At 52.7% G+C, this 23066-nt stretch carries 26 protein-coding genes; 17 read left to right on the top strand and 9 right to left on the bottom strand.

The window, feature by feature from the left end:
• Positions 1–78: 78 nt before the first annotated feature.
• Positions 79–1116, bottom strand: coding sequence for a dipeptidase (locus CPJ18_RS10100; RefSeq protein WP_103658250.1), 1038 nt, complete (start codon positions 1114–1116; stop codon positions 79–81).
• A 118-nt stretch (positions 1117–1234) separates the two neighbouring features.
• Here CPJ18_RS10100 and CPJ18_RS10095 point away from each other — a divergent pair, with 118 nt between their 5' ends.
• Complete coding sequence (locus CPJ18_RS10095; RefSeq protein ID WP_103658248.1) at positions 1235–2746, top strand: serine hydrolase domain-containing protein; 1512 nt, start codon at positions 1235–1237, stop codon at positions 2744–2746.
• A gap of 22 nt (positions 2747–2768) precedes the next feature.
• Here the strand turns inward: CPJ18_RS10095 and CPJ18_RS10090 are convergent, their stop codons facing one another.
• The 5 genes from CPJ18_RS10090 to CPJ18_RS10070 all read right to left on the bottom strand — a co-directional run bounded on the left by CPJ18_RS10090 (position 2769) and on the right by CPJ18_RS10070 (position 7215).
• Positions 2769–3635: a D-amino-acid transaminase gene (locus CPJ18_RS10090; protein ID WP_103657974.1), complete on the bottom strand. Its 867-nt coding sequence runs from the start codon at positions 3633–3635 to the stop codon at positions 2769–2771.
• An 11-nt stretch (positions 3636–3646) separates the two neighbouring features.
• The gene (locus CPJ18_RS10085) at positions 3647–4711 is read right to left on the bottom strand and encodes a P1 family peptidase (protein ID WP_103658246.1); all 1065 of its coding nucleotides are present in this window, start codon (positions 4709–4711) and stop codon (positions 3647–3649) included.
• A gap of 192 nt (positions 4712–4903) precedes the next feature.
• Complete coding sequence (locus tag CPJ18_RS10080) at positions 4904–5659, bottom strand: amino acid ABC transporter ATP-binding protein (protein WP_103657972.1); 756 nt, start codon at positions 5657–5659, stop codon at positions 4904–4906.
• Positions 5656–6336: an amino acid ABC transporter permease gene (locus CPJ18_RS10075; protein ID WP_167397873.1), complete on the bottom strand. Its 681-nt coding sequence runs from the start codon at positions 6334–6336 to the stop codon at positions 5656–5658. The genes CPJ18_RS10080 and CPJ18_RS10075 overlap by 4 nt, the downstream gene beginning before the upstream one ends.
• Before the next feature lie 105 nt (positions 6337–6441).
• Entirely contained in the window at positions 6442–7215 is a 774-nt protein-coding gene (locus tag CPJ18_RS10070) for an amino acid ABC transporter substrate-binding protein (protein ID WP_077106051.1), read from the bottom strand.
• A 339-nt stretch (positions 7216–7554) separates the two neighbouring features.
• Here CPJ18_RS10070 and minC point away from each other — a divergent pair, with 339 nt between their 5' ends.
• The 3 genes from minC to minE are packed head-to-tail and all read left to right on the top strand — an operon-like array spanning position 7555 to position 9393.
• Complete coding sequence (minC, locus tag CPJ18_RS10065; protein ID WP_077106052.1) at positions 7555–8292, top strand: septum site-determining protein MinC; 738 nt, start codon at positions 7555–7557, stop codon at positions 8290–8292.
• 31 nt (positions 8293–8323) lie between these two features.
• Positions 8324–9136 (top strand): septum site-determining protein MinD, encoded by an 813-nt coding sequence (gene minD, locus CPJ18_RS10060; protein WP_067646708.1) that lies wholly within the window; start codon positions 8324–8326, stop codon positions 9134–9136.
• Positions 9133–9393 (top strand): cell division topological specificity factor MinE, encoded by a 261-nt coding sequence (gene minE / locus CPJ18_RS10055; RefSeq protein WP_045229302.1) that lies wholly within the window; start codon positions 9133–9135, stop codon positions 9391–9393. Before minD ends, minE begins: the two co-directional genes overlap by 4 nt.
• A 57-nt stretch (positions 9394–9450) precedes the next feature.
• Here the strand turns inward: minE and CPJ18_RS10050 are convergent, their stop codons facing one another.
• Complete coding sequence (locus tag CPJ18_RS10050; RefSeq protein WP_077106053.1) at positions 9451–10656, bottom strand: MFS transporter; 1206 nt, start codon at positions 10654–10656, stop codon at positions 9451–9453.
• Positions 10657–10757: 101 nt separating this feature from the next.
• Between CPJ18_RS10050 and CPJ18_RS10045 the strand changes: the two genes are divergently transcribed.
• Positions 10758–11609, top strand: a complete 852-nt coding sequence (locus CPJ18_RS10045; protein ID WP_077106054.1) for an AraC family transcriptional regulator — start codon at positions 10758–10760, stop codon at positions 11607–11609.
• Here CPJ18_RS10045 and CPJ18_RS10040 read toward each other — a convergent pair.
• Entirely contained in the window at positions 11606–12499 is an 894-nt protein-coding gene (locus tag CPJ18_RS10040) for a choline sulfate utilization transcriptional regulator (RefSeq protein WP_077106055.1), read from the bottom strand. The genes CPJ18_RS10045 and CPJ18_RS10040 overlap by 4 nt on opposite strands.
• Positions 12500–12594: 95 nt before the next feature.
• On the opposite strand from CPJ18_RS10040, the gene CPJ18_RS10035 reads away from it, so the two are divergent.
• The 12 genes from CPJ18_RS10035 to CPJ18_RS09990 all read left to right on the top strand — a co-directional run bounded on the left by CPJ18_RS10035 (position 12595) and on the right by CPJ18_RS09990 (position 22095).
• Entirely contained in the window at positions 12595–13548 is a 954-nt protein-coding gene (locus CPJ18_RS10035) for a choline ABC transporter substrate-binding protein (protein ID WP_077106056.1), read from the top strand.
• A gap of 17 nt (positions 13549–13565) precedes the next feature.
• Positions 13566–15080 carry a choline-sulfatase gene (gene betC, locus CPJ18_RS10030; RefSeq protein WP_077106057.1) on the top strand — a complete coding sequence of 505 codons (1515 nt, stop codon included), beginning with the start codon at positions 13566–13568 and terminating at the stop codon, positions 15078–15080.
• 634 nt (positions 15081–15714) lie between these two features.
• On the top strand, positions 15715–17154 hold the full coding sequence (locus CPJ18_RS10025; protein WP_146258671.1) for a DUF6538 domain-containing protein: 1440 nt from the start codon (positions 15715–15717) through the stop codon (positions 17152–17154).
• An 83-nt stretch (positions 17155–17237) separates the two neighbouring features.
• On the top strand, positions 17238–17411 hold the full coding sequence (locus tag CPJ18_RS26795; protein ID WP_153366805.1) for a hypothetical protein: 174 nt from the start codon (positions 17238–17240) through the stop codon (positions 17409–17411).
• Between the two features lie 11 nt (positions 17412–17422).
• Positions 17423–17599: a hypothetical protein gene (locus CPJ18_RS26790; protein ID WP_153366807.1), complete on the top strand. Its 177-nt coding sequence runs from the start codon at positions 17423–17425 to the stop codon at positions 17597–17599.
• A gap of 12 nt (positions 17600–17611) precedes the next feature.
• On the top strand, positions 17612–17947 hold the full coding sequence (locus tag CPJ18_RS10015) for a hypothetical protein (protein WP_103657964.1): 336 nt from the start codon (positions 17612–17614) through the stop codon (positions 17945–17947).
• Positions 17948–18032: 85 nt separating this feature from the next.
• Entirely contained in the window at positions 18033–18347 is a 315-nt protein-coding gene (locus tag CPJ18_RS10010) for a hypothetical protein (protein ID WP_103657962.1), read from the top strand.
• 357 nt (positions 18348–18704) lie between these two features.
• Complete coding sequence (locus CPJ18_RS10005; RefSeq protein ID WP_245445384.1) at positions 18705–19178, top strand: hypothetical protein; 474 nt, start codon at positions 18705–18707, stop codon at positions 19176–19178.
• Positions 19156–19314, top strand: coding sequence for a hypothetical protein (locus tag CPJ18_RS26785; protein WP_153366809.1), 159 nt, complete (start codon positions 19156–19158; stop codon positions 19312–19314). Before CPJ18_RS10005 ends, CPJ18_RS26785 begins: the two co-directional genes overlap by 23 nt.
• 274 nt (positions 19315–19588) lie before the next feature.
• On the top strand, positions 19589–20635 hold the full coding sequence (locus tag CPJ18_RS10000) for a hypothetical protein (protein ID WP_103657960.1): 1047 nt from the start codon (positions 19589–19591) through the stop codon (positions 20633–20635).
• Positions 20636–20637: 2 nt separating this feature from the next.
• Positions 20638–21357 (top strand): hypothetical protein, encoded by a 720-nt coding sequence (locus CPJ18_RS09995; RefSeq protein WP_146258670.1) that lies wholly within the window; start codon positions 20638–20640, stop codon positions 21355–21357.
• Between the two features lie 30 nt (positions 21358–21387).
• The gene (locus CPJ18_RS09990; RefSeq protein WP_103657956.1) at positions 21388–22095 is read left to right on the top strand and encodes a DUF2971 domain-containing protein; all 708 of its coding nucleotides are present in this window, start codon (positions 21388–21390) and stop codon (positions 22093–22095) included.
• A gap of 92 nt (positions 22096–22187) precedes the next feature.
• Here the strand turns inward: CPJ18_RS09990 and CPJ18_RS09985 are convergent, their stop codons facing one another.
• Entirely contained in the window at positions 22188–22766 is a 579-nt protein-coding gene (locus tag CPJ18_RS09985) for a recombinase family protein (RefSeq protein ID WP_103657954.1), read from the bottom strand.
• Between the last annotated feature and the right edge of the window lie 300 nt (positions 22767–23066).

Below are 23066 nucleotides of genomic sequence, written 5' to 3'. Positions count from 1 at the left end.
ACTGCGACGGTTTGTGGTCCGCCGTCGAACTGAAAGCAACTGACCGCAGGCTGTGAATGGAGAATATTTTAACCTGGTCTAAGCGCCCCAGGTCGTTTCCAAAACTCTGACCCAGTTGCCGTGGCAAATCTTATCGAGGGCTGCCTGGTCGTAACCGGCGTCACGCAAGGCATCGACAAGCAATTGCAGGTCGGAGGCATCCTTCATCGCTGCCGGAATGGTCGTGCCGTCGAAATCCGATCCAAGTGCGACATGGTCGATCCCCATGCGCTCCACCATGTAATCGACATGGCGAACCAGTTCGGAAAGATTGGTGTCAGGATTTTTGACGCCGTCCTGCCGCACGAACAGCACACCGAAATTGATACCCGCCAGCCCACCGGTATCCCTGATAGCATACAGCTGACGATCGGTCAGGTTGCGACTGTGGTTGCACAGCGCATGCGCGTTGGAATGGGATGCGACAAGTGGGGCGTTGGAAATCTTGGCGATATCCCAAAAGCCTTGTTCGTTCATGTGAGAGAGATCCACCATGATCTTCAGTTCGTTACAGGTCTTTATCAGCCGTGTCCCAGCCTCTGTCAGGCCCGGTCCAATATCCGGTGTGGAGGGGAAGCGGAACGGAACGCCGTGCGCGAACATGTTCGGACGGCTCCACACCGGTCCCAATGTGCGAAGCCCTGCCTGGTGGAGAACATAGAGCGCATCCAAATCGGCATCGAAAGCTTCTACGCCTTCAATATGCAGAACGGAAGCAAATGCGCCGTTTGCCATCGCGTCACGAATGTCCGAAGCACTTCGGCAAACCTTGAGTTTGCTGTCGGATGCGGATTCAATACGAAACAGGAGGCTGGCCATTCCCAAAGTTGTGGCGAGAGCATCTGACTGGCTTGGCGGAATAAAATTGCGGTCAGCGTCAAAACCCTGCGGCGAGGGAACGAAAATCGCGCATAGACCGCCCGCGAGACCGCCTTTTTTTGCGCGGGGCAAATCGATATGCCCGACCGTGTCGCCTTCAATGAACAATGTTTCCGGTGCGGGATTGCCGGAAAGTTTCAGACGCAAAAGAACGTCGTTATGGCCATCGAATACTGGCACGGCATTGGGGCTGGTCATATGTTGGTCGCTTTCGGAAGGTCTGACAGAGGGCATTGCTGTAAGCGTCAGATAGGTGCAAACGCAACGTCTGAACAGGGTCCTTTGCATTGCTGGGACATTTTGAATGGAAAAATACATGCTGGATAATCAAGATTGGACCGCCGCGTCAGACATTGCGGAAAATTTCGTTTCCCAATGGAGCAACAATGAGCCGGGCGGTTCCATCATTGGCTTTGACCTGTCAGGTCTGCGGTTTGCCTGCTCGGGTGGTGTTGAAAGTCTGGCGACATACACGCCCTTTTCTCCCAAAAGCGTCGTGCGCTACGCATCCGTAACCAAGCATGTGTTTTGCGCCATGGTGTTGGAAAACACTCATCTAATTACGCTCGAGGACCCGCTTGGCAAGCACATCGAAGAACTGCAACCGCCGCTCCGCGATGTAACGGTTGGGCAGGCGCTGGATATGAGCGGCGGATTGCCTGACGTGCGCGAGTGCCTCTCGCTTCTTGGCCTTTCGGTCTATACAGAAACGACAGCCGGGCCGCTTCTGAACTATGTTTCGCGGCTGACACGGTTGAATTTTCCCGCAGGCAGTGAGGTATCCTATTCCAACACCGGCTACCGTCTGGTGGAGGCGGCGCTGGAGCGTAAGGGACTGCGGTTCGACGATTTTGTGCAGGAGAAAATTGCCTTGCCATTCGGCATCGTTCTCAAGGCACCGGATGTCTGGAACGACCCGGTAACGGGACTTGTGCCAGGATATTGGAAATCCGATCGCGGTTGGCAGCTTTCATCCGCTGGCCTTCACATTTCGGCGTCTGGCAGTCTTGCAGGGAGCGCCGAGGCACTTGTGCGCTGGTTGCAGGCACTATTGAATGGTGAGCAGGGTTTTGAAGGTGTGTTGAAAGCACTCTCGTCAGAACGTCCCTTGGCAGATGGAGGGATGAGCGAATACGGGCTTGGCCTGCGCTGGTCGCATCTCGGCGACCGCCGCTTCATTGGCCATGGCGGCTCACATCCCGGCTATAAGACGTATTTTTTGCTCGACCCGGAAAACGGTACGGGCTTTGTCGTTGTATCTAATCGCGAAGACACGAATGGTTTCAAGATCGCGCTGGAAAGCATGGCGGCATTGACGGGTCTGCCGCTGCCAGAACCGGCGAGCAACCTGCCCGATGGTCTCTATGTCACGGAAACAGGTCCATGGTGGCTGGAAATCAAGGGAAGTGCCTGCACGTTCATCGATGCGGACGACACGCTGTATGATGATGGCGATGGTTGGACATCCTCACGCTCGGCCTCATCACCCATGCGTCTTCGCGTAGAGGGCGACGCCTTGGTCGGGGAAGCGGGACATGCGCCGCGGCGCTTTATGCCTGCGGGCAAGCATGACGTTCCATCGACTCTTTCGGGTCTTTGGTCCTCAGAGGAGGGGGCTGAATTCGTGATCGAGGGTGGCATTCTCTCGATGGGCGTTGGCCCGACCCGCCAGTCGATGCCGCTGACAGCGTTGGGGAATGGTCGCTTCCTGTTTACGCTGAATGATGGGCCATGGACGAAACGCGTCTGTATCAACCTGCTGGACAGCGACCGCCTGGAACTGGTCTCTAGCCGCGCGCGTATGATGGAATATCGGCGCTCGACCTGAGGAGATCAAGCGCCGCCAAACGTTAAATCGCCGTGCGGTGGGCGTTTTCAAGGTAGAGCTCGCGCAGCCGCGTAACCAGCGGACCGGGTTTGCCATCGCCCACCGGCTTGCCGTCGATTTTCGTGACGGGCATGACGAAATTGCCCGCGCTCGTCAGCACGGCTTCCTTTGCTTCCAAAGCTTCCTGCAGAGTGAAGGGGCGCTCTTCCAGCGTCAATCCGGCCTCCACGACCAGTTGCAGGGCCGCCTGGCGTGTGCAGCCGGGCAGCGTTTTATTGCTGTTGCCACGTGTGACCAGCTTGTTGTCAGATGTGATGATATAGGCGGTGGAAGACGCGCCTTCCGTGACGAAGCCATCCTCGATCATCCATGCCTCATCGCAGCCTTCCGCCTTGGCAATACGCTTTGCCATGACCTGTGGCAGCAGGCAGACCGATTTGATATCGCGGCGTGCCCAGCGTTGATCCGGAACAGACTTGATTGAGAGGCCTGTTGCCTCCTGCGGACTGCCGACAAGCTTTTTCACTTGCGGAAACATCACGAGTGTCGGAGCGAGATCGTCTGCAAACAGGAAGTTGCGGTCTTCTGCACCACGTGTCAGCTGCAGATAGATCAGGCCTTCCGTCAGATTGTTGTCCTTGATCAGACGACGTTCGGCCTCGACAACCTGCTGGGTGGTAATCGGCAGCGTTATATCGATTTCACCGGCGCTGCGTTCCAGTCGCGCCATGTGCAGATCGCTGTCGATCAGCTTGCCGTCCAGAACAGATGTCACCTCATAGATGCCGTCTCCGAACAGGAAACCACGATCAAAAATGGAAAGTTTGGCTTCGGATTCCTGCAGAAATTCACCGTTGAGATAGACGATGCGGTCTGTAGCGCTAGGCATGATGGGTCCTTTTAGTCTCGAGAGAAAAGCAGCGCTTTCAACGCTTCGATGGAAATGGCGGGAATGGTTGATGGTTTGGCCTTGGCGGCATTAAAGCCGCGCGTAAGCGAGGCCATGCAAATCGAGTTCAAAATAGCTTCTTCCGTCGCTTCGATGGCGGCCTCGAAAAGCGAAGAGATGACGTCGTTGGAAAGCTCGGGATAGGCGTAAAGGCCCTTGCGGCGTTCCGGCGTACGGCGAACACTTTCTGCGGTTGAAAATGCGAGCGCATAATCACCGGAGCCGTTGCTGAGCGCTGCTCCCGTGCGCGCCAGTCCGCCGAAAGAGCGCGCAGCCAACCGCTTCAAATTGCGCGAAGACAGGGGCGCATCGGTGGCCAACACGATGACGATGGAGCCATCCTTATCCAGATGCGGCGGGGCGACATAGGGTTTTCCGCAGACGAGAAGATTGCCGCCATAATTGGATTGCACAAGAACGCCCAACGTGTAGTTTTCACCGGCAATAGACAGGACGCGGGAGCTGGTGCCAATGCCGCCCTTCAGGCCGAAAGCGACGGTCCCGGTGCCTGCTCCGACTCCACCCTCATCGACCCCACCTTCGCGGGCATTGTCCAATGCCAAAGCGATTTCGTCTATGGTCGGGCGACCGGCGCGAATATCGTTCAGACGGGAATCATTCGTCTCGCCCACCACCGCGTTCAGCGAAACAACCTTCTCATTGCCGGGTTGGGCAAGCGTGTAACGGATGATGGCCTCAATGGCACGGCCTGTTGCGAGTGTGTTGGTGAGGATGATTGGCGTTTCGACTTCACCCAGTTCCTCGATTTGTGTCGCGCCGACGAATTTGCCAAAGCCATTATAGACCGCAAGCGATGCCGGGACCTTGTCTTGAAACAGATTACCGCCATGGGGAATAATGGCGGTCGCCCCGGTGCGGATGGTGTCGCCTTCTATGACGGTCGAATTGCCGACACGCAGGCCTGAAACATCCGTGATGGCATTCAGCCTGCCTGTTTCGTAAACACCCGGAACAAAACCGATATCGCGCAGTCTCACTCGGGTTTCGTTAGGCATCAGCATTACTCGTTTGGCATTCGCCAGAGGTGAGAGAAGTGTCTCAGAGACTCATGTTCGGGTTAGCTTTAACGCGATTTGTGGCAAAACGGCAGCGCAAAACGCGGGCGTCCCCTCCTCAAACTTATCTCATCCATTGCGCGGTGGGTTACATCAATGTGGTATTCGTCGAAAGTGCCTCCATCGAGAGGATCAGAGGGATTGTGCGGCGTTGATGGAGGAAACGAAGCGGCGTGTACGCTCTTGCTGGGGAGAGCGGAAAATGGCGTCGGACGAGCCCGTTTCAACGACCTTGCCAGCTTCGAGAAACACCACGTTGTTGGCAATGCGGGAGGCTAGGCGCAGGTCGTGTGTTGCCATGACCATGGTCGTGCCTTCGCGGGCCAGTTGGCCCAGCACGTCGACCACTTCCTCCGACAGTTCCGGGTCGAGCGCTGATGTTGGTTCATCGCACAGCAGAACCTGCGGCGATGGCCCGAGAGCACGCGCAATGGCAACGCGTTGCTGTTGTCCACCCGAGAGATTAGCGGGCCAGGCATCGGCCTTGTGCGCCATGCCAACCTTGGTCAGAAGCTCCATGGCGCGGTCTCTTGCCTTTTCACGCGACCATTTCTGCACGATCAGCAGGCCTTCCATGACATTTTCAAGTGCTGTGCGATGCGGGAAAAGTTGGAAGTTCTGAAATACCATGCCGGTCTGCCGACGGATTTTCTGGATCGACTGCCAAGAAACCTTGCGACCTGCGGTAAAGGTAACCGCATCGTTGCCGATCTTTACTATTCCCTCAGTTGGTATCTCCAGAAGGTTGATGCAGCGAAGCAGGGTGCTTTTGCCGCCGCCGGATGGGCCGACCAAGGCGGTCACACTGCCTTCGGGAAAGGTCAGCGAAATGTCCTTGAGGATGACGGCTTCGCCGAAGCGTTTTTCGATATTGGAAAGCTCTATCATTGGCTGTTCTCCATCATGCCGCCATAACGGGCAAACCGCTTTTCCAGCCGCGATTGCAGGTTCGACAACACGGAGCTCAAAGCCAGATAGATGATCGCCGCCTCGATATAGAGAATGAGAGGTTCATAGGTGGTGGCCACGATGCGTTGCGCCGATTGGAAAAGCTCCGGCACCGTAATGGCAGCAGCAAGCGATGTATCTTTCACTAGCGATATAAAGGTGTTGGACAACGGTGGCACGGCCACCCGGCTGGCTTGTGGCAAAATCGTGCGCTGCATGGCCTGACGCCAGTTCATGCCGGTCGAAAATGCCGCTTCCCACTGGCCCTTATGAACAGATGAAATGGCTGCGCGGATGATTTCAGAGGTGTAGGCACCGACATTCAGCGTGAAGCCGATGAGGGCCGCTGGAAACGCATCCAGCAAAATACCAATGCTGGGAAGGCCGTAGAAGATCACGAAAAGCTGCACCAGCAGCGGTGTGCCACGGATGACCCAGACGTAAAACCGCGCCAGCAGCCGAAGCGGTGTCGGGCCGAAAAGACGCGCAACGGCTGTTACGAGGCCCAGCGTCAGACCGAACAGAAATGACAGCAATGTCAGCGGAATGGTGAATTTCACACCTGCCCAAAGCAGTGTGGGCAGAGAATCCATCATCAGTTGAAGCCAATGCGGCACGGCAAACCCCTCAAAACTGCGAAGTCCGGCGCTGAACGCCGGACTTTATGATCTTATCTCGACAATGGCCTATTTCCGCACAGGAGAATAGACGGGACGTTACCTTTACTTGGAGACGTCCTGGCCGAAATACTTGTCGGAAATCGTCTTGTATGTGCCGTCGGTCTTGATGTCGGCTAGTGCCTTGTTGATGGAGGCGACCAGCTCGCCGTCGCCCTTGCGCACGATGATGCCGGAATAGTCGGCGTCAGGCTTTTCAGCCACGATCTTCACTGGTGCGTTTGCCTGCTTCTTCTTGAAGTCGAGGAAAGACAGGCTGTCGTTGATGGTCGCGTCGGCACGACCGGTCAGAACAAGCTGGATCGACTGGTCGAAACCATCGGTGCCAACAAGCTCAGCACCGGCTTCCGTTGCCAGCTTGCCGAAGTTGCTTGTCAGCGACTGGGCTGACTTCTTACCCTTCAGGTCCGCGAAACCTTTGATTTCTTCATTTTTCGTGCTGACGATCAACACAGCCTTGGAGGCAATGTAGGGTTCGGAGAAGGCGTATTTCTGTTTGCGGGCCTCGGTGATGCCGACCTGGTTGATGACAGCGTCATAACGCTTGGAATCAAGCCCGGCAATCAGGCCATCCCACTTACCTTCGACGAACTCGGCCTTGACGCCGAGCTTCTTTGCCACGGCTTCACCGATTTCGACGTCGAAACCGACGAGCTTGTTGGCAGAATCATGGAAGGTGAATGGCGCGTAGGTGCCTTCGGTGCCGATCTTGATGACGCCTGCGGACTTGATCTGGTCAAGATTTTCGCCAGCAAATGTTGGAGCGAACATGGCAGCGTTCAGGGCTGCGGCGGTTGTGATTGTCTTGAGCCAGCTCATGGTATTCCTTTCAGGATTTTCTAATGATGTCTCATCCCATAAATCATGCGCGTTTAAACGGCAGAAAGCCGCAAAAAGATGCAGTTTAGGAGAATATTTTTCTCTTCTTCTGCGTGGCGTGTGGATTACCAAGGCATATGCTGGATTTCCGCCACTCAAACTCAGGTTCAGTGTCGTGGCTCAAGGGAGAATCACTTTAAATTTCAGCGCTATGGCCTCTGCCGTTGCAAGGCTGTCAAGGTCGATTTGAGGTTAATTTCTATTGCCCGAAAAGGTGCCCGTTAACCATTTGTTAACCACATTTGCGGTACCTCATTTGTCAATGATTTCTTTACCAAGATGACCAAAGTGCTAACAGACACCTCACGCTCAATCCGCATCAAAGGCCGCTCGTTTCTTGCGGTCGTGCTATCTCCTGAACAGCCCCTGGACCAATGGCTTGAGCGACTCGATGATCTGGCAGCGCGATCTGCGGGTTTCTTCCTGTCGCGGCCGGTCGTTCTGGATGTGGCGGAGCTGAAGCTCGACAAGGCAGGGCTTAAGGCGCTTCTGGCCGAACTTTTCTCGCGCAACGTGGCCATCATGGGCGTAGAGGGCGCTCGCCCGTCCATGATCGAGCCGGGCATGCCGCCAGCTTTGAAGGGTGGAAAGGCAGCGTCGGATGTCGATGTGGAACCGGTTTCGCTCGCCACTACCGAAGTGGCAGAGGAAGTTTCGAAGCCACCGGTTACGGAGATTCGCAGTGTGGTTGCGTCCCTGATGATCAGCGAGCCGGTGCGTTCCGGCCAGTCGATCATCTTTCCCGAGGGTGATGTCACGGTCGTGGGATCTGTGGCGTCGGGTGCCGAAGTCATCGCTGGTGGTTCGATCCACATCTACGGTGCGCTGCGCGGTCGCGCCATGGCGGGTTCGCTGGGCAACGCTTCGGCGCGGATATTCTGCAAGAAGCTGGAGGCCGAGTTGCTGGCCATCGATGGCGTCTACAAGGTGGCCGAAGATATCGACCCGAAGTTTCGCGGTCAGGCCGTCCAGCTGTGGCTGGAGAACGATACAATCAAGGCGGACAAACTCAATTAAGCCGCAAGCGGCAAACGAACAGGAGAGCAGGATGGGGAAGGTAGTCGTCGTTACTTCCGGCAAGGGAGGCGTTGGTAAAACCACGTCGACAGCCGCGCTCGGTGCAGCGCTGGCCCAAAACGGGGAAAAGGTCGTCGTCGTCGATTTTGACGTCGGTCTTCGCAATCTCGATCTGGTCATGGGTGCGGAACGCCGCGTCGTTTATGACCTCGTCAACGTCATCCAGGGCGATGCGAAGCTGCCGCAGGCGCTGATCCGCGACAAGCGTCTCGATACCCTGTTTCTGCTGCCTGCATCGCAGACGCGCGATAAGGACAATTTGACGCCTGAGGGTGTCGAGTGGGTCATCGGCGAACTGAAGAAGCATTTTGATTGGGTCATCTGCGATAGCCCGGCCGGTATTGAACGCGGCGCTACGCTCGCCATGCGCCATGCGGATGTTGCCGTCGTCGTTACTAACCCGGAAGTGTCCTCTGTTCGCGATTCCGATCGCATTATCGGCCTGCTGGATTCCAAAACGCTGAAGGCTGAGCGTGGCGAGCGGATGGAAAAGCACCTGTTGCTGACCCGTTACGATTCGGTTCGTGCCGAGCGTGGCGATATGCTGAAGGTCGAAGACGTTCTAGAAATCCTCTCCATTCCGTTGATCGGCATCATTCCTGAAAGCATGGATGTTTTGCGCGCATCGAACGTCGGTGCGCCCGTCACGCTGGCGGACGCCAAGTCTCCCCCAGCCATGGCTTATTTCGATGCGGCACGCCGCCTGCGCGGTGAAGACGTTCCAATGATGATTCCCGGCGAAAAGCGTGGCATCTTCGCCAAGTTCTTCGGGAGGGCCGCATGAGTATCTTCAACCTTTTCCGCAAACAAAAATCGGCGCCTCTTGCCCGTGAGCGGTTGCAGGTTCTGCTTGCGCATGAACGCAACGGTGTTGGCAACGAGCTCGTTGCTCTGTTGCGTGAGGAAATTCTCGCCGTGATCGCCAAGCACGTCCAGATCGATAGCGACAAAGTTCATGTCAAGATGGACAGCGACGAGCATGTCTCGCTGCTGGAGATCGATGTTGAGATTCCACTGGCCGCGAGCTTGCGCGCTGCTTGATCGTGATGAAACAAAAAGCCGCCCGGAATGATGTTCCGGGCGGCTTTTTTATTGGCTTCAGGCAGCTCTGCGGCGGCTGGGCAATTGCGGCAGGAACACCGTAAGCAAGCCGAGCAGCGGCATGTAGGAGCAGATGCGGTAGACGAACTCTATGCCTTCCCGGTCTGCGAAGACGCCGAGTACGGCTGCGCCAATGCCGCCGAAACCGAAGGCAAAGCCGAAGAACATGCCAGCGATCAGGCCGACACGTCCTGGCACCAATTCCTGCGCAAACACGACGATGGCAGAAAACGCCGATGAAAAGACAAAGCCGATCAAAACAACGAGAATGGCAGTCCACATCAGATTGGCGTAGGGCAGAAGCAGTGCAAAGGGGATGACGCCAAGGATCGAGAACCAGATCACGACGCGCGAGCCGAACTTGTCACCGATCGGACCACCGAAGAAAACGCCCGCAGCGGATGCGCCGAGGAAAAGGAATAGCAGCAGCTGCGCATCTTGAACCGAAAGGCCGAACTTCTCAATCGTGTAGAAGGTAAAGTAGCTGGACAGGCTGGCGAGATAGGCGTTCTTTGTCGCCGTCAGGATGAGCAGGACGACCAGCGTCATGAGCACCTTGTTTTTGGCCAAGGGCAAAGTACGGCTTACGGGCGGGCGGCCAGCATTGCTGCGGCGGTGACGGCTGTACCAGACGCTGACCCAAGACAGAACGGCAAAGCCGATCAGGGCAATCACGGAAAACCAGCTCAGGCTCTCTTGCCCCATAGGAAGCACGATGAAGGCGGCGAGAAGTGGGCCGATGGCCGTGCCAGTGTTGCCGCCCACCTGAAAGAAGGACTGTGCAAGCCCGTGGCGACCGCCCGAAGCGACGCGCGCCACGCGCGATGCTTCCGGGTGAAAAATCGCAGAGCCGATGCCAATCATGCAAGCGCCGATGACCAAAACCGCAAAACTATGGGCGTAGGCAAGTGTAAATAGCCCGGCGCAGGTGGAGAGCATCGCAACAGGCAGCGAAAACGGCATCGGCCATTTGTCTGTCGCTATACCAACCGCCGGCTGCAACAGTGAGGCCGTGACCTGAAAAGCGAAGGTCAGCAGGCCGATCTGCATGAAATCCAGCGCATAATTAGCCTTGAGAAGCGGGTAGAGCGATGTCAGCAACGACTGCATGATATCGTTGAGCATATGGCAGAAGCTGGCTGCGGCGATGATGGAAAACGTCGTTCTTTCGGCACTGAAGCTCGTGCTGGTCACACTCGCCATGGGTTTCTCTCCAGATAGTCGTCATGATTTTGCGCACTTCTACCCCCATTGTTTTCGGCCTGCTTTTGTGGTGTGGTCTAGTTTTTACGAGAGTGGGCCAAATGCTTAACGATCAGCCCCAAGGATTAAGCTTTCTGCGCAGTGACGAGCATGACGCCATGCTCAGTTTTATCGATGGCAATAACGAATCCGTGCTGGCACTGCGTCGCCTGTATCCTGAAGGCTTCAAGAGCCCGGTACACTTGCACCGAAAAACACAGTTGTGGTTCGCCCATAGCGGTGTCGTGATCGTCAGCACCGGCGACGGGCGCTGGATGATCCCCCCCGGCCATGGGCTCATCATTCCCGCCGGATTGCATCACTCCAGCGAAATGATCAGCGACGTGGAAATGCATTCCGTCTACGTGCACCGCGATGTCATCAAAACCGACAGGCCACGCGTCGTGGAGGTCACTGTTCTCGCTGGCAACCTGATCGAGGAACTGGTCCGCGATGATCTGAACCGCGTGAATCTTCGAAGGCGGGAACTGGTAATGGAGTTGTTGATGGATGAGATAAGCCGGCTCCCGGAGCAACCGCTGGGACTTCCGTTTCCGTCTCATCCAAACATAGCGGCTCTGTGTCGACATTTTCTGAGTGCGCCGGAAGCCAATGCCAGTATCGATGACTGGGCGCAAAAGCTGGGCATGAGCCGCCGTACCTTTACCCGTGTTTTTCGGGCCGAAACTGGTGTGAGTTTTGTGACATGGCGTCAACAGGCCTGCATCTTCGCCTCTTTGCCGCGTCTGGCGAGCGGGGAGGCTGTAACGAATGTTGCGCTGGATGCGGGTTACGAGAATGTGTCCGCCTTCACCACCATGTTCCGCCGCATGCTGGGCAGTTCACCCAGCGCATATTTGAAGTCATCGGGTATGAAACAGGGTCAAAGCTCTACCAGATTAGACTATCGTTAAGGTGCTTGTTCGAGAAGCCAATCCACCAGTTTCGCTGTGGCACCCTTTCTGACTGATGAGCCCATCAGCCAGTAGCCCCGGTCTTTTGCCTCAAGCTCGGGTCCGACGCTGACAAGCGCGCCGCTTTCCAGCAAATCATCGACCAGACCCGCCCAGCCGAGCGCTAACCCTTGATGCCCAATGGCAGACTGGACCACGAGCGAGTAGGTATTGAAGCTGATATCGCCGCGGCCATATTCGGGGCTTCTGTTGACGCCGAGACTTGCGAGATAGCTGGGCCAATCATGCCATGTCGACGCCCAGGAACTCTCCAGATGGATGAGCTTGAGCTTTGCGAAGTGTTCCGGGGTCGCCATTTCGGCTGCGCTTTCCAGAAAACCCGGTGCGCAAACGGGTCTGACCTTTTCCGGCAACAGCAACGTTGCGTTATTCCCTGCTTCTTCACGAGAGCCGAAGATCACCAGGACGTCATTTTCACCAGCGCTTTGGCGGAGTGGATTCTGTGTTGCGGCAATCTGGATGTTGATATCGGGATAGCGCGCGCGGAATTCCTGCATTCTAGGAAGAAGCCATAGTGAGGAAAAAGCATAGTCGGTGTGCAGCCGAACGGTCGGTCGTTCATTGGTTTTGAACTCTCCCGCCAATAAATCGATTTCGGCGACATGGCGGCTGACTGTGTCGTAGAGGCGTCTGCCTTCGGGCGTTAGTTCAACACCGCGGTGCTGGCGTTTCAGCACACGGATGCCCAGTTCCTCCTCAAGACGTCTGATCTGGTAACTGACGGCAGGCTGCGTCAGGCCGAGTTCTTGTGCTGCCGCGGTCAGGCTGCCGCGCTTGCCGATTTCCAGCAAAATTCGCATCCATCCCAGATTGATCGGTCGCTCAGCCATAAAAAATCCTTTTGCCAGATATCAAAAAATATCCGCTTCACGGCAGAGATCAATCCGTTGTTCACTAAATTACTCGATTAATCCGGAGAACAGCGATGAACAGGAATTCTCGTATAGCGCAGATCACCTCAGGCATTTTTCTGATCGCTGCTGCTTTTGCCAGCAATGCGCACGCAGCGGATGATGCCGCCTGCAAGACGATCCGGTTAAGCGATCCCGGTTGGACGGATATCACCGCCACCAACGGCGTCGCATCCGTTGTGCTGGGTGCGCTGGGCTACAAGCCAGACGTCAAGACGCTTTCGGTGCCCATCGGCTATCAATCCATGAAGAACGGCGAAATCGATGTGTTTCTCGGCAACTGGATGCCAGCTCAGAAATCTTTCGTTGATGATTTGAACGCCGCAAAGGCAATCGAGGTCGTCGGCCAAAATCTGGAAGGCGCCAAATTCACGCTCGCCGTGCCGTCCTACATGGCGGAAAAAGGCATCAAGGATTTTGCCGATCTGTCGAAGCATGCTGATGAGTTCGACAAGAAGATCTATGGCATCGAACCCGGCGCACCGGCCAACCAGAATATTCAGAAAATCATCGCGGATGAAAAATTCGGTCTGAAAGACTGGGAACTGGTCGAATCCGGCGAGCAGGCCATGCTGGCGCAGGTCGACCGTGCCGGTAAATCCAAGAAGGGCGTCGTGTTTCTCGCTTGGGCACCTCATCCGATGAACGAGAAATTTTCCATCGAATATCTCTCCGGCGGTGATGATTACTTCGGTCCGAATTTCGGTGGCGCGCAGGTCTACACACTGGCAAGAACCGGTTGGACGGCGCAGTGCCCGAACGCCGCCAGCTTGTTTAAAAACCTGAAATTCGATGTCGGTATGGAAAACAAGCTGATGGGCGAGATCCTCGGTGGACAGACGTCTACCGATGCGGGAACGGCTTGGCTGAAAGCCAATCCGAAAATCATCGATACATGGCTCTCCGGTGTGACGACGCTGGACGGCAAGCCCGGTGACGCTGCAGTCAAGGCTGCGGTCGGTCTGTGATTTCAGGATAATATTGCATGACGCGTCAGAATATTCTCATCCTCATGGTCGATCAGTTGAACGGAACGTTCTTTCCCGATGGACCAGCGGATTTTCTCCACGCGCCGCATTTGAAGGCCTTGGCGGAGCGCTCCGTGCGCTTCGCCAACAGCTACACGGCAAGTCCTCTCTGTGCTCCGGCGCGGGCATCCTTCATGTCGGGACAACTGCCGAGCCGCACACGCGTCTACGACAATGCTGCCGAATTTGTCTCGGATATCCCGACATATGCGCATCATCTGCGCTCGGTGGGTTACTATACCGGCCTGTCCGGAAAAATGCATTTTGTCGGACCGGACCAGTTGCATGGCTTCGAAGAGCGACTGACGACTGATATCTATCCCGCAGACTTTGGCTGGACACCTGACTATACCAAGCCCGGTGAGCGGATCGACTGGTGGTACCACAATCTCGGCTCCGTCACTGGCGCTGGTGTCGCCGAAATCACCAACCAGATGGAATATGACGATGAGGTCGCCTATCACGCGACCCGCAAGCTTTATGACCTTTCGCGCAAGCTCGATGACCGCCCCTGGTGTCTGACCGTCAGCTTCACGCATCCACACGATCCCTATGTTGCACGGCGCAAATTCTGGGATTTATACGAGGATTGCCCGGCGCTAGACCCTGAGGTCGAAGCGCTGCCTTTCGCTGATCAAGATGCACATTCCCAGCGACTGCTGGAAGCCTGTGATCACCGCTCTTTCGATATTACGCCAGAGCAAGTGCGTCGGGCACGGCAAGGCTATTTCGCCAACATTTCCTATGTCGATGAGAAAATCGGCGAAATCCTGGACGTGCTGAAAAGGACGAGAATGGATGAGGACACGATTGTCGTCTTTCTGTCCGACCACGGCGATATGCTGGGCGAGCGCGGGTTGTGGTTCAAGATGTGCTTCTTCGAGGGGTCGGCCCGCGTGCCATTGATGATCTCCGCCCCTCAATGGAGCGCTCGCCGCGTTGATTTACCGGTGTCCACTCTCGACGTGACGCCAACCCTGTGTGCGCTCGCCGGTCTGGATATCACATCTTTGAAACGTTGGACGGATGGCGAGGAGTTGTCCGGGCTTGCTGAGGGTGTTTCGGAGCATGGCCCAGTTGCAATGGAGTATGCCGCTGAAGGCTCGATCGCGCCTATGGTTGCCATACGCAACGGCAATTACAAACTATGCGTCTGTGAAGCAGACCCTCCCATGCTCTTCAATCTCGAAAACGATCCACAAGAGCGTCGCAACCTAGCAGGCGACCCTAATCACCTGAATATCATGGCATCGCTAATGAAGCAGGTAAGCACCCGTTGGGATCTGGCCACTTTCGACACATCCGTCCGCGAGAGCCAGGCACGCCGACAGGTTGTCTACAAGGCGCTTCGCAACGGTGCCTACTATCCTTGGGACCACCAGCCACTTCAAAAAGCCTCGGAACGCTATATGCGAAATCACATGGACCTAAACGTTCTTGAGGAAAACCAACGTTACCCCAGAGGCGAATAGTCTGGAAATATCAAAAGGCCGTTGCCCAAATTTATCGAATGCGGTATCGAAGCCTTGAGATGTCCACGTAGCTCAGTAGGATAGAGCACAGGATTCCTAGTTGTAAATTGGGGGCTGCGCAGCGAAAGGGTGCAGTCGATTTGCTCAAAGTCGGGGAACGCTTCGCTGAACTCTCAGCATGCCAATCCCGAGCCAAGCTTCGGAGAAATCCGTTGAAGGTGTAGAGACTGGATGGGCAACACCTAAAGGCCTTGGCCCATGGTGAAGGGACAGTCCAGACCACGAACGCCCTCGGGCGGCGGTTAAAGCCGAAGTGGTATGAATCCTGGGGTCGGAGGTTCGAATCCTCTCGTGGACACCATTTTTTTCAATAAAATCAATGAATTGCGGGTTTTTAGCCCCAATTTGCTACATTTTTCACGGGGCTTTGCTACAATTTGGAAGCGAAGAGCGTCTGCTGATGCGTGCAATTCCGCCACGACAACGTCACCAAGTATAAAATCAATTTGTTTTCAAAACAACTTAGCGACGGATCGCCTTTATAAGTTTAATTTTCAAAAAACGTGTATAGAAGCGTTGACAATTGCCGGTTTCTCGCGCATTTTAATACCTGATCCCGACATTGCAGTGAGTATTGAGGGCTGCGACGACATTTTATGTCGAATATATTTTAATTATGAATTTAGCTTCCGGGCGTTTCTGTCGTCCGTACATGCAGTATCTACTTTATCTTGAAAGGCAACTTATGCGTCTCGACGTAAAACATGTATTCAACCGCAACGGCATCTATCAGTTCAGGATCGTTGTGCCTTTGTCCCATCGAAGGAAATTCAAACGCCGCGAGTTCTGGCATTCATTAGGAACACGATCTGAAAATGAAGCCGCTGTGAAAGCCGCTTCTCTACTTACCCATTATCGCAACCTGTTCAGCGCCACGGAAATCTCCGATCTGGAACGACCGACTTTTGATGAGCTTACAAAAGTTTCTGATAGGCTAGGGGTCAAGTACCAGCCCGCGCTTGAGGTTGAACTGGCGTCGATACGTGATTCAGTGTCGATGATGGCAGGGCAACTCAAAATGCTGAGCATTATCCAAACTCCGGACCATGCTGAAATAGCTGCTCTTGGTGGTGTTGTTGACAAGCCAGCGATGACGATTTCTCAGGCTCTCCAGCGATACATCAATCTTAACAGCAAAAAGCTAGAAGACGGAAATTACAGAGAGTCGGAAAAGAAATATGCGGTGTACCGGGAGGCTGTGAACAACTTCATCAGTTTAATGGGTGATCTGGATGTTCTCGACATAACCGCGACGGTTGCCCGCGATTACAAGCTAAAGCTAGCGCCTCGTCTTGATGCGCCAACGAAAAAAGAAGGTTTGATCGCTCCAGCTACAGCCAACAAGAAATTCATGTGGTTGAAAGTTGTAGTCAAGGAGGCACTGCGCGAACTCGCCCCTGATCGCGCTCATATCAATCCATTTGATAATCTTGATTTTGAAGCGAAGGATGGAAAGCGCGTAGCTTTCACTGAAGCGGAAGCGAGACAGGTTCGGGCAAAAATACAAGGCAGCAAAGCCAATGAGGAATTGAAATGTATCGCGCTGGTAGGTGAACTGACAGGTGCCACATGTAAAGAGATTGGCTTCCTAACAAAGGACGACATTCATCTTGAAGCCCCGATCCCATACATTTCGATCCAGCCTAACGCGCTTCGGAGTAAGACAAAAGCGGAGTGCCGTGTAAGGGACATTCCACTTTTACCGGCTGCTGTGAAAGCCTTAAAGAAGTTCCCGAATGGCTTCCAACGCTATGACCACGCGACAGGACCGGAAGCGTTCTCCGCCATGGTGAACAAGCTCATTCGAAAAGTCACACCCGACAAAACATTCTATTGCTACCGCCACCTATTCGCGGACAGGCTCAGAAATTCCGGCTGCAACGACACACTCAAGAATAGCCTTATGGGGCATTCCAGTGCTGGCATGATGATGCGGTACGGCGCTGGATATGACCTGAAAAATAAGCTGGAGGCTCTTCAAAAAGCCTTTCCGGATGAGATCAACCAAACCTGAAACCTACGTATGACTTGACTGTGACGGCGTGAGCCAAATTTTTATTATGAAAACAAAGTCATATCCAAACATGGATATGCAAAATGAAGGAATTTACATTCGAAAATATCATCAAACATTCAGAGGTGCGAGATGAGTATTTTCACCAATATGATCGTTTGATTGGTGAACTAAAGACCAAAGGCTATTACGACGCAGCGATTATACATGCGCGCAATAAAAACCGAATTTATGCGGAAATCGCCTTGCTGCTTTGAAGGATTTTTACGTGACGAAATACACTTTCGAGAAGCTGGCAAACAGCGAGAAATTACGAACGGAATTCTTTGAGGGTATGGATTGGCTCATCCGCAGTGCCCGCGACAAAGGATTTACAGATGCAGCCCTTTCTCACGCCAAGGTGAAGAAGCGGCTTCAAGAAGAACTTGAACTTATCATCAACTAAGGGAGCGAAAATATGGACCGTGAAAGCGTAAAGAAGGTACTGACAGACTCGATCAAGAGCGATCTTCACATAACGGCGATCATCAAATTCGAAGCCGAAGCTATCGAAGGCGTTGCAACCCCGATTAATAATCCAGCCGCAAGTGCTGCACAGACGGTGATCGAATCCGTAGGTGAAGTGACAAGCCTTTATGAAAGAGCGTTAGAAATTGTTGCTGACGATCCTCAAGGGGCTGTTGACCTTTTCCGTGATGCCCAACCGCACCTAGAAAAGGCAGATGCGTTTCTTGGAAAAGCCAGAGAATTTCTTATCGACCCAATCTATCCAAAGAAGGGCGACCATCCATGACCGAGATCACAATGGTTTGGTATGAAGCCGTTATGTTGGCTGTTTTCACGTTCTGTGCAGGCTACATCCTGATACGGAGATCGCTATGATTACGATGTCCCTTCCGCTCTTCCTCATTGCAGGTCTCGTCATCTTTATTGTCGGCATGAAGTTTGCCAAGCGAGCGAACCGACAAGTGATAGCATTCGAAAACCAAATCCGAATGGATGCCGTTCGAGCATATGTATCCACGTTGACGGACCAATCTGACCAGATAAGCCGATTAGAGAAGATGGTGATGTGGCTTCCTGAGAAGGTAGTGGATCACATCGAGCACAAACATAAGATGAAAATCAAGGATCGTGAAGATGCCCTGATGTTCATGGCGATGGGCGCTCCCGTCAAAATCGAAGAATTATAAATACAGATGATCCGGTCAACAACGGTCAAACATCAAAAGGCTTCTGGTTCTCTCCTGTCCAGAAGCCTTTTTTGTTGCCGCCAACAAATACCCCTGTAATCTAAGGGTACTATGTGACCGTGCGGGAACAAGGATGAGCATATGAAATATGGCGTTTGGTTCAAAAACACTGATGGCGAAAAATTGGTTTTCGAATCTGAAAGCATGTACGAATGTCATCGGTACACGGTCATCGAAACAGAACGAAGCACCGACAAGGGTAAGCCTACTTACCGAATTGGACTGATTAACGAAGCCTCCTAACGGGGGCTTTTTGCTTTCCGCCATAAATACCCCTTTAAATGCAGGGTATTTTTAATGTGGCTCTATCATGGAAAGGAATTCATTTCCGCCGACATCAACGAACACTACGGCTTCGTCTATTTGATCACTGATACCGAAACTGGTCGAAAATACATCGGTCGCAAAATCTTCTGGTCAAAGCGCACCCTTCCCCCACTCAAAGGCAAAACCCGCAAGCGCAAAGTCATCACCGAAAGCGATTGGCAATCGTACCACGGCTCAAATACCGCCCTGAAGGAACTAGTCTCACTGCATGGCTCTGACAGGTTCAAGCGAGAAATCCTGCATCTATGCCGCTCTTCCAGTGAATGCGCCTATTGGGAGTCGAAGCTCCAGTTCCAGTACGATGTGCTTTTGGATGATACGTTTTTCAACGACATGATTATGTGCAGGATTTCGGGTCGTCATGTTAAAAATCTTGGAATGTATAAATACGCCTGTGAATTGATAGGGACAGGAGACCGCAATGATGAACGATCAAGCCTTTAAAGATTTTCGAGTCGCTCTGGAAGAAGCGAAATCCCTCACACAAGAGATGTTGAGGCTGACGAAGCGCGATTTGAAAACAGTCCGACGTATCGAACAAACTGTGAACGATCTACAGTCCAAAAAAGCTGTCGATTAATTAGTGCGGGATACAAGCTCCCGTCTGTGTTGACGGAATCACTGCACATTGCGACACTGCGCAGCAGCAAGCAGCACCACCTTCACTTTATTTTAAATGGAAAGGTGCGCGCCCATGGATCAACTCTCAGTTAAATTCCTGTTCTTCGAAGCCAGTGCATCTGGTCTCGTCTCAGTTGTCCTCATCTTTATTCTTGCAATCATGGCTATGGGTCTTGTCGTCTACAAAAAGTGATGCTTGATCGGTGTCGGGTAGAGTCGAAAGGCTGGGTTGCATGTTCAAGGATAATACGGTTTTTGTGGTTGGTGCTGGTGCAAGCGCTGAGTTTGGATTGCCGGTAGGTTGGGATTTGCTCCAGACGATCAAAACCAATTGCAATTTCGAAGGTAAGATGTGGCACCTCTTAAGAGAGGGTCCCGCAGCGATATTTAATCACTACCGGGACATCTTTGGGTGCAATACACCAGACGAAAACTGGGACTTTCAATTGAGGATGATTGCATCCGCTCAAATTCTCGCTGGGATTGAGAGTGCTGATAGTATCGATGAATACATCTTCCGATACACGCATGACCCAATCATTGCTGAAGTTGGAAAACTTCAGATTACCTATGCCATCTCACTCGCTGAGAAAAGCTCAACCATGGGGGATAGCTTTGAGCGTTTGCCGCAAAGTCTTGATGGAACTTGGATTTGGGCATTTACGAAAGCGCTTATCAATGGTGTCAGAGCGGATCAAGTAGACAGCATTGGGCAAAACATTACGATAATCTGCTTCAACTATGATCGATGCATCGAGCATTATCTTGAATACGCGCTCGTTCGCAGTTTCCATGATCTCACCCACGCTGAAGCACGAAAGATTGTCGCCAAGATCAACATCATACATCCGTATGGCTCACTCGGTGATTTAGAGCAGTTCCCTTTTGGGCAAACGTTCGATTTCGCGAGAATGACTGGAAACATCATTACGTGGTCAGAAAGCGTCCGCGATCCAAAAATGGTGGAAGATATGCAGACGGCTATCAAAAGCGCCGAACAAATTGTCTTCATGGGTTTTGCATTTGCCACGCAGAACTTGAAGTTGATGACACCGCTGCCCGACAAATCTGTTCTATCCGCCTACATGACGCGAAAGCCACCCGATGTTTATGCAACAGCCTTCGCTATCCCTAAGGAAGTCGAAAACTCTCTAAAATCGAAAATAATTGAAATGTACATGGGGCAACTGAATATCTCCGCTCACCAAGCCATACACTTTCAATATGGAGCGAAATGCAAAGAATTTTTTGATATCCATCGGCTCAATCTGGTGAAATGACCATGCCCCAGTGGAAGAATATAAACTGGTTGAAAGCGGCAACCGTTGCCACGCTCCTTTATACCGTGAGTGTCGTTTGTTGGATCGGTTTTGACCGCATTCTTAGATATCCAACCACAAGTTCCCTCAACGAAGTTGGTGATTTTATAGCTGGTTTCTTTGCGCCGTTAGCTTTCGTATGGTTGGTGTCGGCGGTGCTCACACAGCGTCAGGAACTGACTGATACACGTGATCAGTTTGCTGAAAATCAGAAGGTTGTCGATGCTCAATTGAAAACGATCAACGAGCAATCCGTATTGCTTCAACAGCAACATACGTTGGCGGAAGACACAGCAAGGAAGACCTATCGGTTGAGCCTTTTTGAGCAGAGATACCGGTTGTATTCAGATTTTGTTTCGTTGGGAAATCGATATAAAAATCGCCACTTCACCGATGCGTATTGGGAGATGACTGAGTTGAGCGCACGGGCACGGTTTGTATTTCCTGAAGAAATTCAGCTTTGGTTCGAAGCGATTGAGAACGCCATTGAAGCCCTCAGTAGGGATCGATCTGAAAGTATGTTTGAGGACAATAATGCAGCCGGTGTCCACTGGTGGGCGTTTAGAACAACCGAAGATCAGGAAAGATGCGAACAGCAAGAAGAGTGGATATGCGAACAGTTTACAATGGTTGCTCAACGATCTGAAAGATTTGAAAGCTCAATGCGGATAAGTGACAATTAAAATATTCTCAATTTTCCAGGGCGTAGACAAATGGTTGCAAAGAAACCTATCTCATTCCAGACCTATCGAACACTATATTATTATACTAGCAAGGATTTTGCGCTGCAAAGCCTTCGGGATAAAAGAATAAAGATCGCGAGATTTACTGAGCTAAACGATCCATTCGACTTCTTAGGGATTTCTACAAAGGATTCTGGAGGGCGATTGCAGCTTAAGCCTATCAAAGAAGAACTCGATCAGACAACGGGCATTATTTGCATGAGCACCAGTTGGCAAGAGCCACTTCTATGGGGTCATTACGCTGACAAACACAAAGGCATATGTTTGCAGTTCCGATGTGCGTATGAGGATTGGGAGGAAATCAAATACCGTGCTGAGCGCCCGACACTCAGAACATTTGGAAAGACCTCAGTCGCTGCCCTGAGCAAACACGACTTACGTCGGCTGAGCAAAATGAAATTTAATCAGTGGGCTTACGAGAAAGAGTTCAGAAAATTTGTACCCCTTTCGAATCCTGATTTCGTGACAGGATTCTACTTCCATGACTTCTCAAGTCGAATGAAATTAAAAAGGGTGATCTTAGGTTCTAAATGCGATGTACCGGTGGAGATGATACATCGACTTTGTCTCCATAACGGGGATCAAGTTGGACTAATAAAATCCAAACCCGCGAATTTCTCATTTAAAGTCCTAGAAGACGTGCAATTCGAGCATTGTCTGCCGCCTGACGAGGACTGACCACATTTCCCGCCCCCGCCCGGTGCCGCTCCAGATTTCCCGCCAAAATCGCCCAAAAGTATGACTTTTCACTATTGTTGAACAATCTACGTTCAATTTAGCCTGTTTGCAGCCCTCATAATGGTGGCGCGGCTGGCTTTCATTTTGCGCGCCAAACCAGAGATTGTTTCTCCATTCGCGAGCGCATGACGTATGTCTTCCTTCTGCTTGTCAGTGAGGCTCTTTGGTCTACCTAGCGTCTTCCCTTGCGCCTTTGCCCTGTCCAACCCGGCTTTCGTTCTCTCGATGAGAAGATCACGCTCGAATTGAGCGAAAGCACCAATGATATTCAGCATCATCTTGCCAACAGCCGTGGTCAGATCGAAGCCAGCTAGGGCAATGCAATGGACATCGACTTCCATTTCGGAAAGTTTCTGCAACGTGGCTTGGACATCGACCGCATCTCTGCCAAGTCGATCAAGCTTTGACACGATCAACCTGTCACCCTTCTCCAGCTTGTTGAGAAGCTTCTGGAAGCCGGGGCGTTGTGCGGCTGGTGTTGATCCTGAAAACGTCTCAGAGACGATCCTGTGCGGCTCTACGGTGAAGCCCTTCCCGATAATCTCATTGATCTGATTCTCGGTGGTCTGTTCGCTCGTAGATACACGGACGTATGCGAAAGTGCGGCTCATTGCTTGCCTCAGGTGTTCAAAATAGGTGTGCAAAACATAGATGTGTTCAAAAGGCGAGTCAATACGTTTTTGAACAGGTCAATTCGCAGTGGTCGAAATCGCTCGTTTTTGAACATGCAAGACGCCCGGAAGGTGAAAACGCTACAGCCCTTATTTTGCAGGGGTTCTTGTCGATTTCCTTAAAACTAAACGCATTTAGTGTGAATGGGACCCATCCCAATACCAGTTCATGAAAATAAGCAAAATTTGCCTTTGTAAATCATTGAAATATAATGGTTATTTCGACCGATTTTAAAACGA

The sequence above is a fragment of the Agrobacterium rosae genome, from assembly GCF_002915175.1.
GTDB lineage: Bacteria > Pseudomonadota > Alphaproteobacteria > Rhizobiales > Rhizobiaceae > Agrobacterium > Agrobacterium rosae.
The sequence above is the reverse complement of the archived record's forward strand: the minus strand, read 5'-3'. Positions and strand labels throughout refer to the sequence as shown.

Excerpts from the sequence above, each read along its gene's own strand:
- CPJ18_RS10100 (WP_103658250.1), bottom strand. The coding sequence starts at position 1,116 with ATGACCAGCCCCAATGCCGTGCCAGTATTCGATGGCCATAACGACGTT.
- CPJ18_RS10095 (WP_103658248.1), top strand. The coding sequence starts at position 1,235 with ATGCTGGATAATCAAGATTGGACCGCCGCGTCAGACATTGCGGAAAAT.
- CPJ18_RS10090 (WP_103657974.1), bottom strand. The coding sequence starts at position 3,635 with ATGCCTAGCGCTACAGACCGCATCGTCTATCTCAACGGTGAATTTCTG.
- CPJ18_RS10085 (WP_103658246.1), bottom strand. The coding sequence starts at position 4,711 with ATGCCTAACGAAACCCGAGTGAGACTGCGCGATATCGGTTTTGTTCCG.
- CPJ18_RS10080 (WP_103657972.1), bottom strand. The coding sequence starts at position 5,659 with ATGATAGAGCTTTCCAATATCGAAAAACGCTTCGGCGAAGCCGTCATC.
- CPJ18_RS10070 (WP_077106051.1), bottom strand. The coding sequence starts at position 7,215 with ATGAGCTGGCTCAAGACAATCACAACCGCCGCAGCCCTGAACGCTGCC.
- minC (WP_077106052.1), top strand. The coding sequence starts at position 7,555 with ATGACCAAAGTGCTAACAGACACCTCACGCTCAATCCGCATCAAAGGC.
- minD (WP_067646708.1), top strand. The coding sequence starts at position 8,324 with ATGGGGAAGGTAGTCGTCGTTACTTCCGGCAAGGGAGGCGTTGGTAAA.
- minE (WP_045229302.1), top strand. The coding sequence starts at position 9,133 with ATGAGTATCTTCAACCTTTTCCGCAAACAAAAATCGGCGCCTCTTGCC.
- CPJ18_RS10050 (WP_077106053.1), bottom strand. The coding sequence starts at position 10,656 with ATGGCGAGTGTGACCAGCACGAGCTTCAGTGCCGAAAGAACGACGTTT.
- CPJ18_RS10045 (WP_077106054.1), top strand. The coding sequence starts at position 10,758 with ATGCTTAACGATCAGCCCCAAGGATTAAGCTTTCTGCGCAGTGACGAG.
- CPJ18_RS10040 (WP_077106055.1), bottom strand. The coding sequence starts at position 12,499 with ATGGCTGAGCGACCGATCAATCTGGGATGGATGCGAATTTTGCTGGAA.
- CPJ18_RS10035 (WP_077106056.1), top strand. The coding sequence starts at position 12,595 with ATGAACAGGAATTCTCGTATAGCGCAGATCACCTCAGGCATTTTTCTG.
- betC (WP_077106057.1), top strand. The coding sequence starts at position 13,566 with ATGACGCGTCAGAATATTCTCATCCTCATGGTCGATCAGTTGAACGGA.
- CPJ18_RS26795 (WP_153366805.1), top strand. The coding sequence starts at position 17,238 with ATGAAGGAATTTACATTCGAAAATATCATCAAACATTCAGAGGTGCGA.
- CPJ18_RS10015 (WP_103657964.1), top strand. The coding sequence starts at position 17,612 with ATGGACCGTGAAAGCGTAAAGAAGGTACTGACAGACTCGATCAAGAGC.
- CPJ18_RS10010 (WP_103657962.1), top strand. The coding sequence starts at position 18,033 with ATGATTACGATGTCCCTTCCGCTCTTCCTCATTGCAGGTCTCGTCATC.
- CPJ18_RS10005 (WP_245445384.1), top strand. The coding sequence starts at position 18,705 with ATGTGGCTCTATCATGGAAAGGAATTCATTTCCGCCGACATCAACGAA.
- CPJ18_RS26785 (WP_153366809.1), top strand. The coding sequence starts at position 19,156 with ATGATGAACGATCAAGCCTTTAAAGATTTTCGAGTCGCTCTGGAAGAA.
- CPJ18_RS10000 (WP_103657960.1), top strand. The coding sequence starts at position 19,589 with ATGTTCAAGGATAATACGGTTTTTGTGGTTGGTGCTGGTGCAAGCGCT.
- CPJ18_RS09995 (WP_146258670.1), top strand. The coding sequence starts at position 20,638 with ATGCCCCAGTGGAAGAATATAAACTGGTTGAAAGCGGCAACCGTTGCC.
- CPJ18_RS09990 (WP_103657956.1), top strand. The coding sequence starts at position 21,388 with ATGGTTGCAAAGAAACCTATCTCATTCCAGACCTATCGAACACTATAT.
- CPJ18_RS09985 (WP_103657954.1), bottom strand. The coding sequence starts at position 22,766 with ATGAGCCGCACTTTCGCATACGTCCGTGTATCTACGAGCGAACAGACC.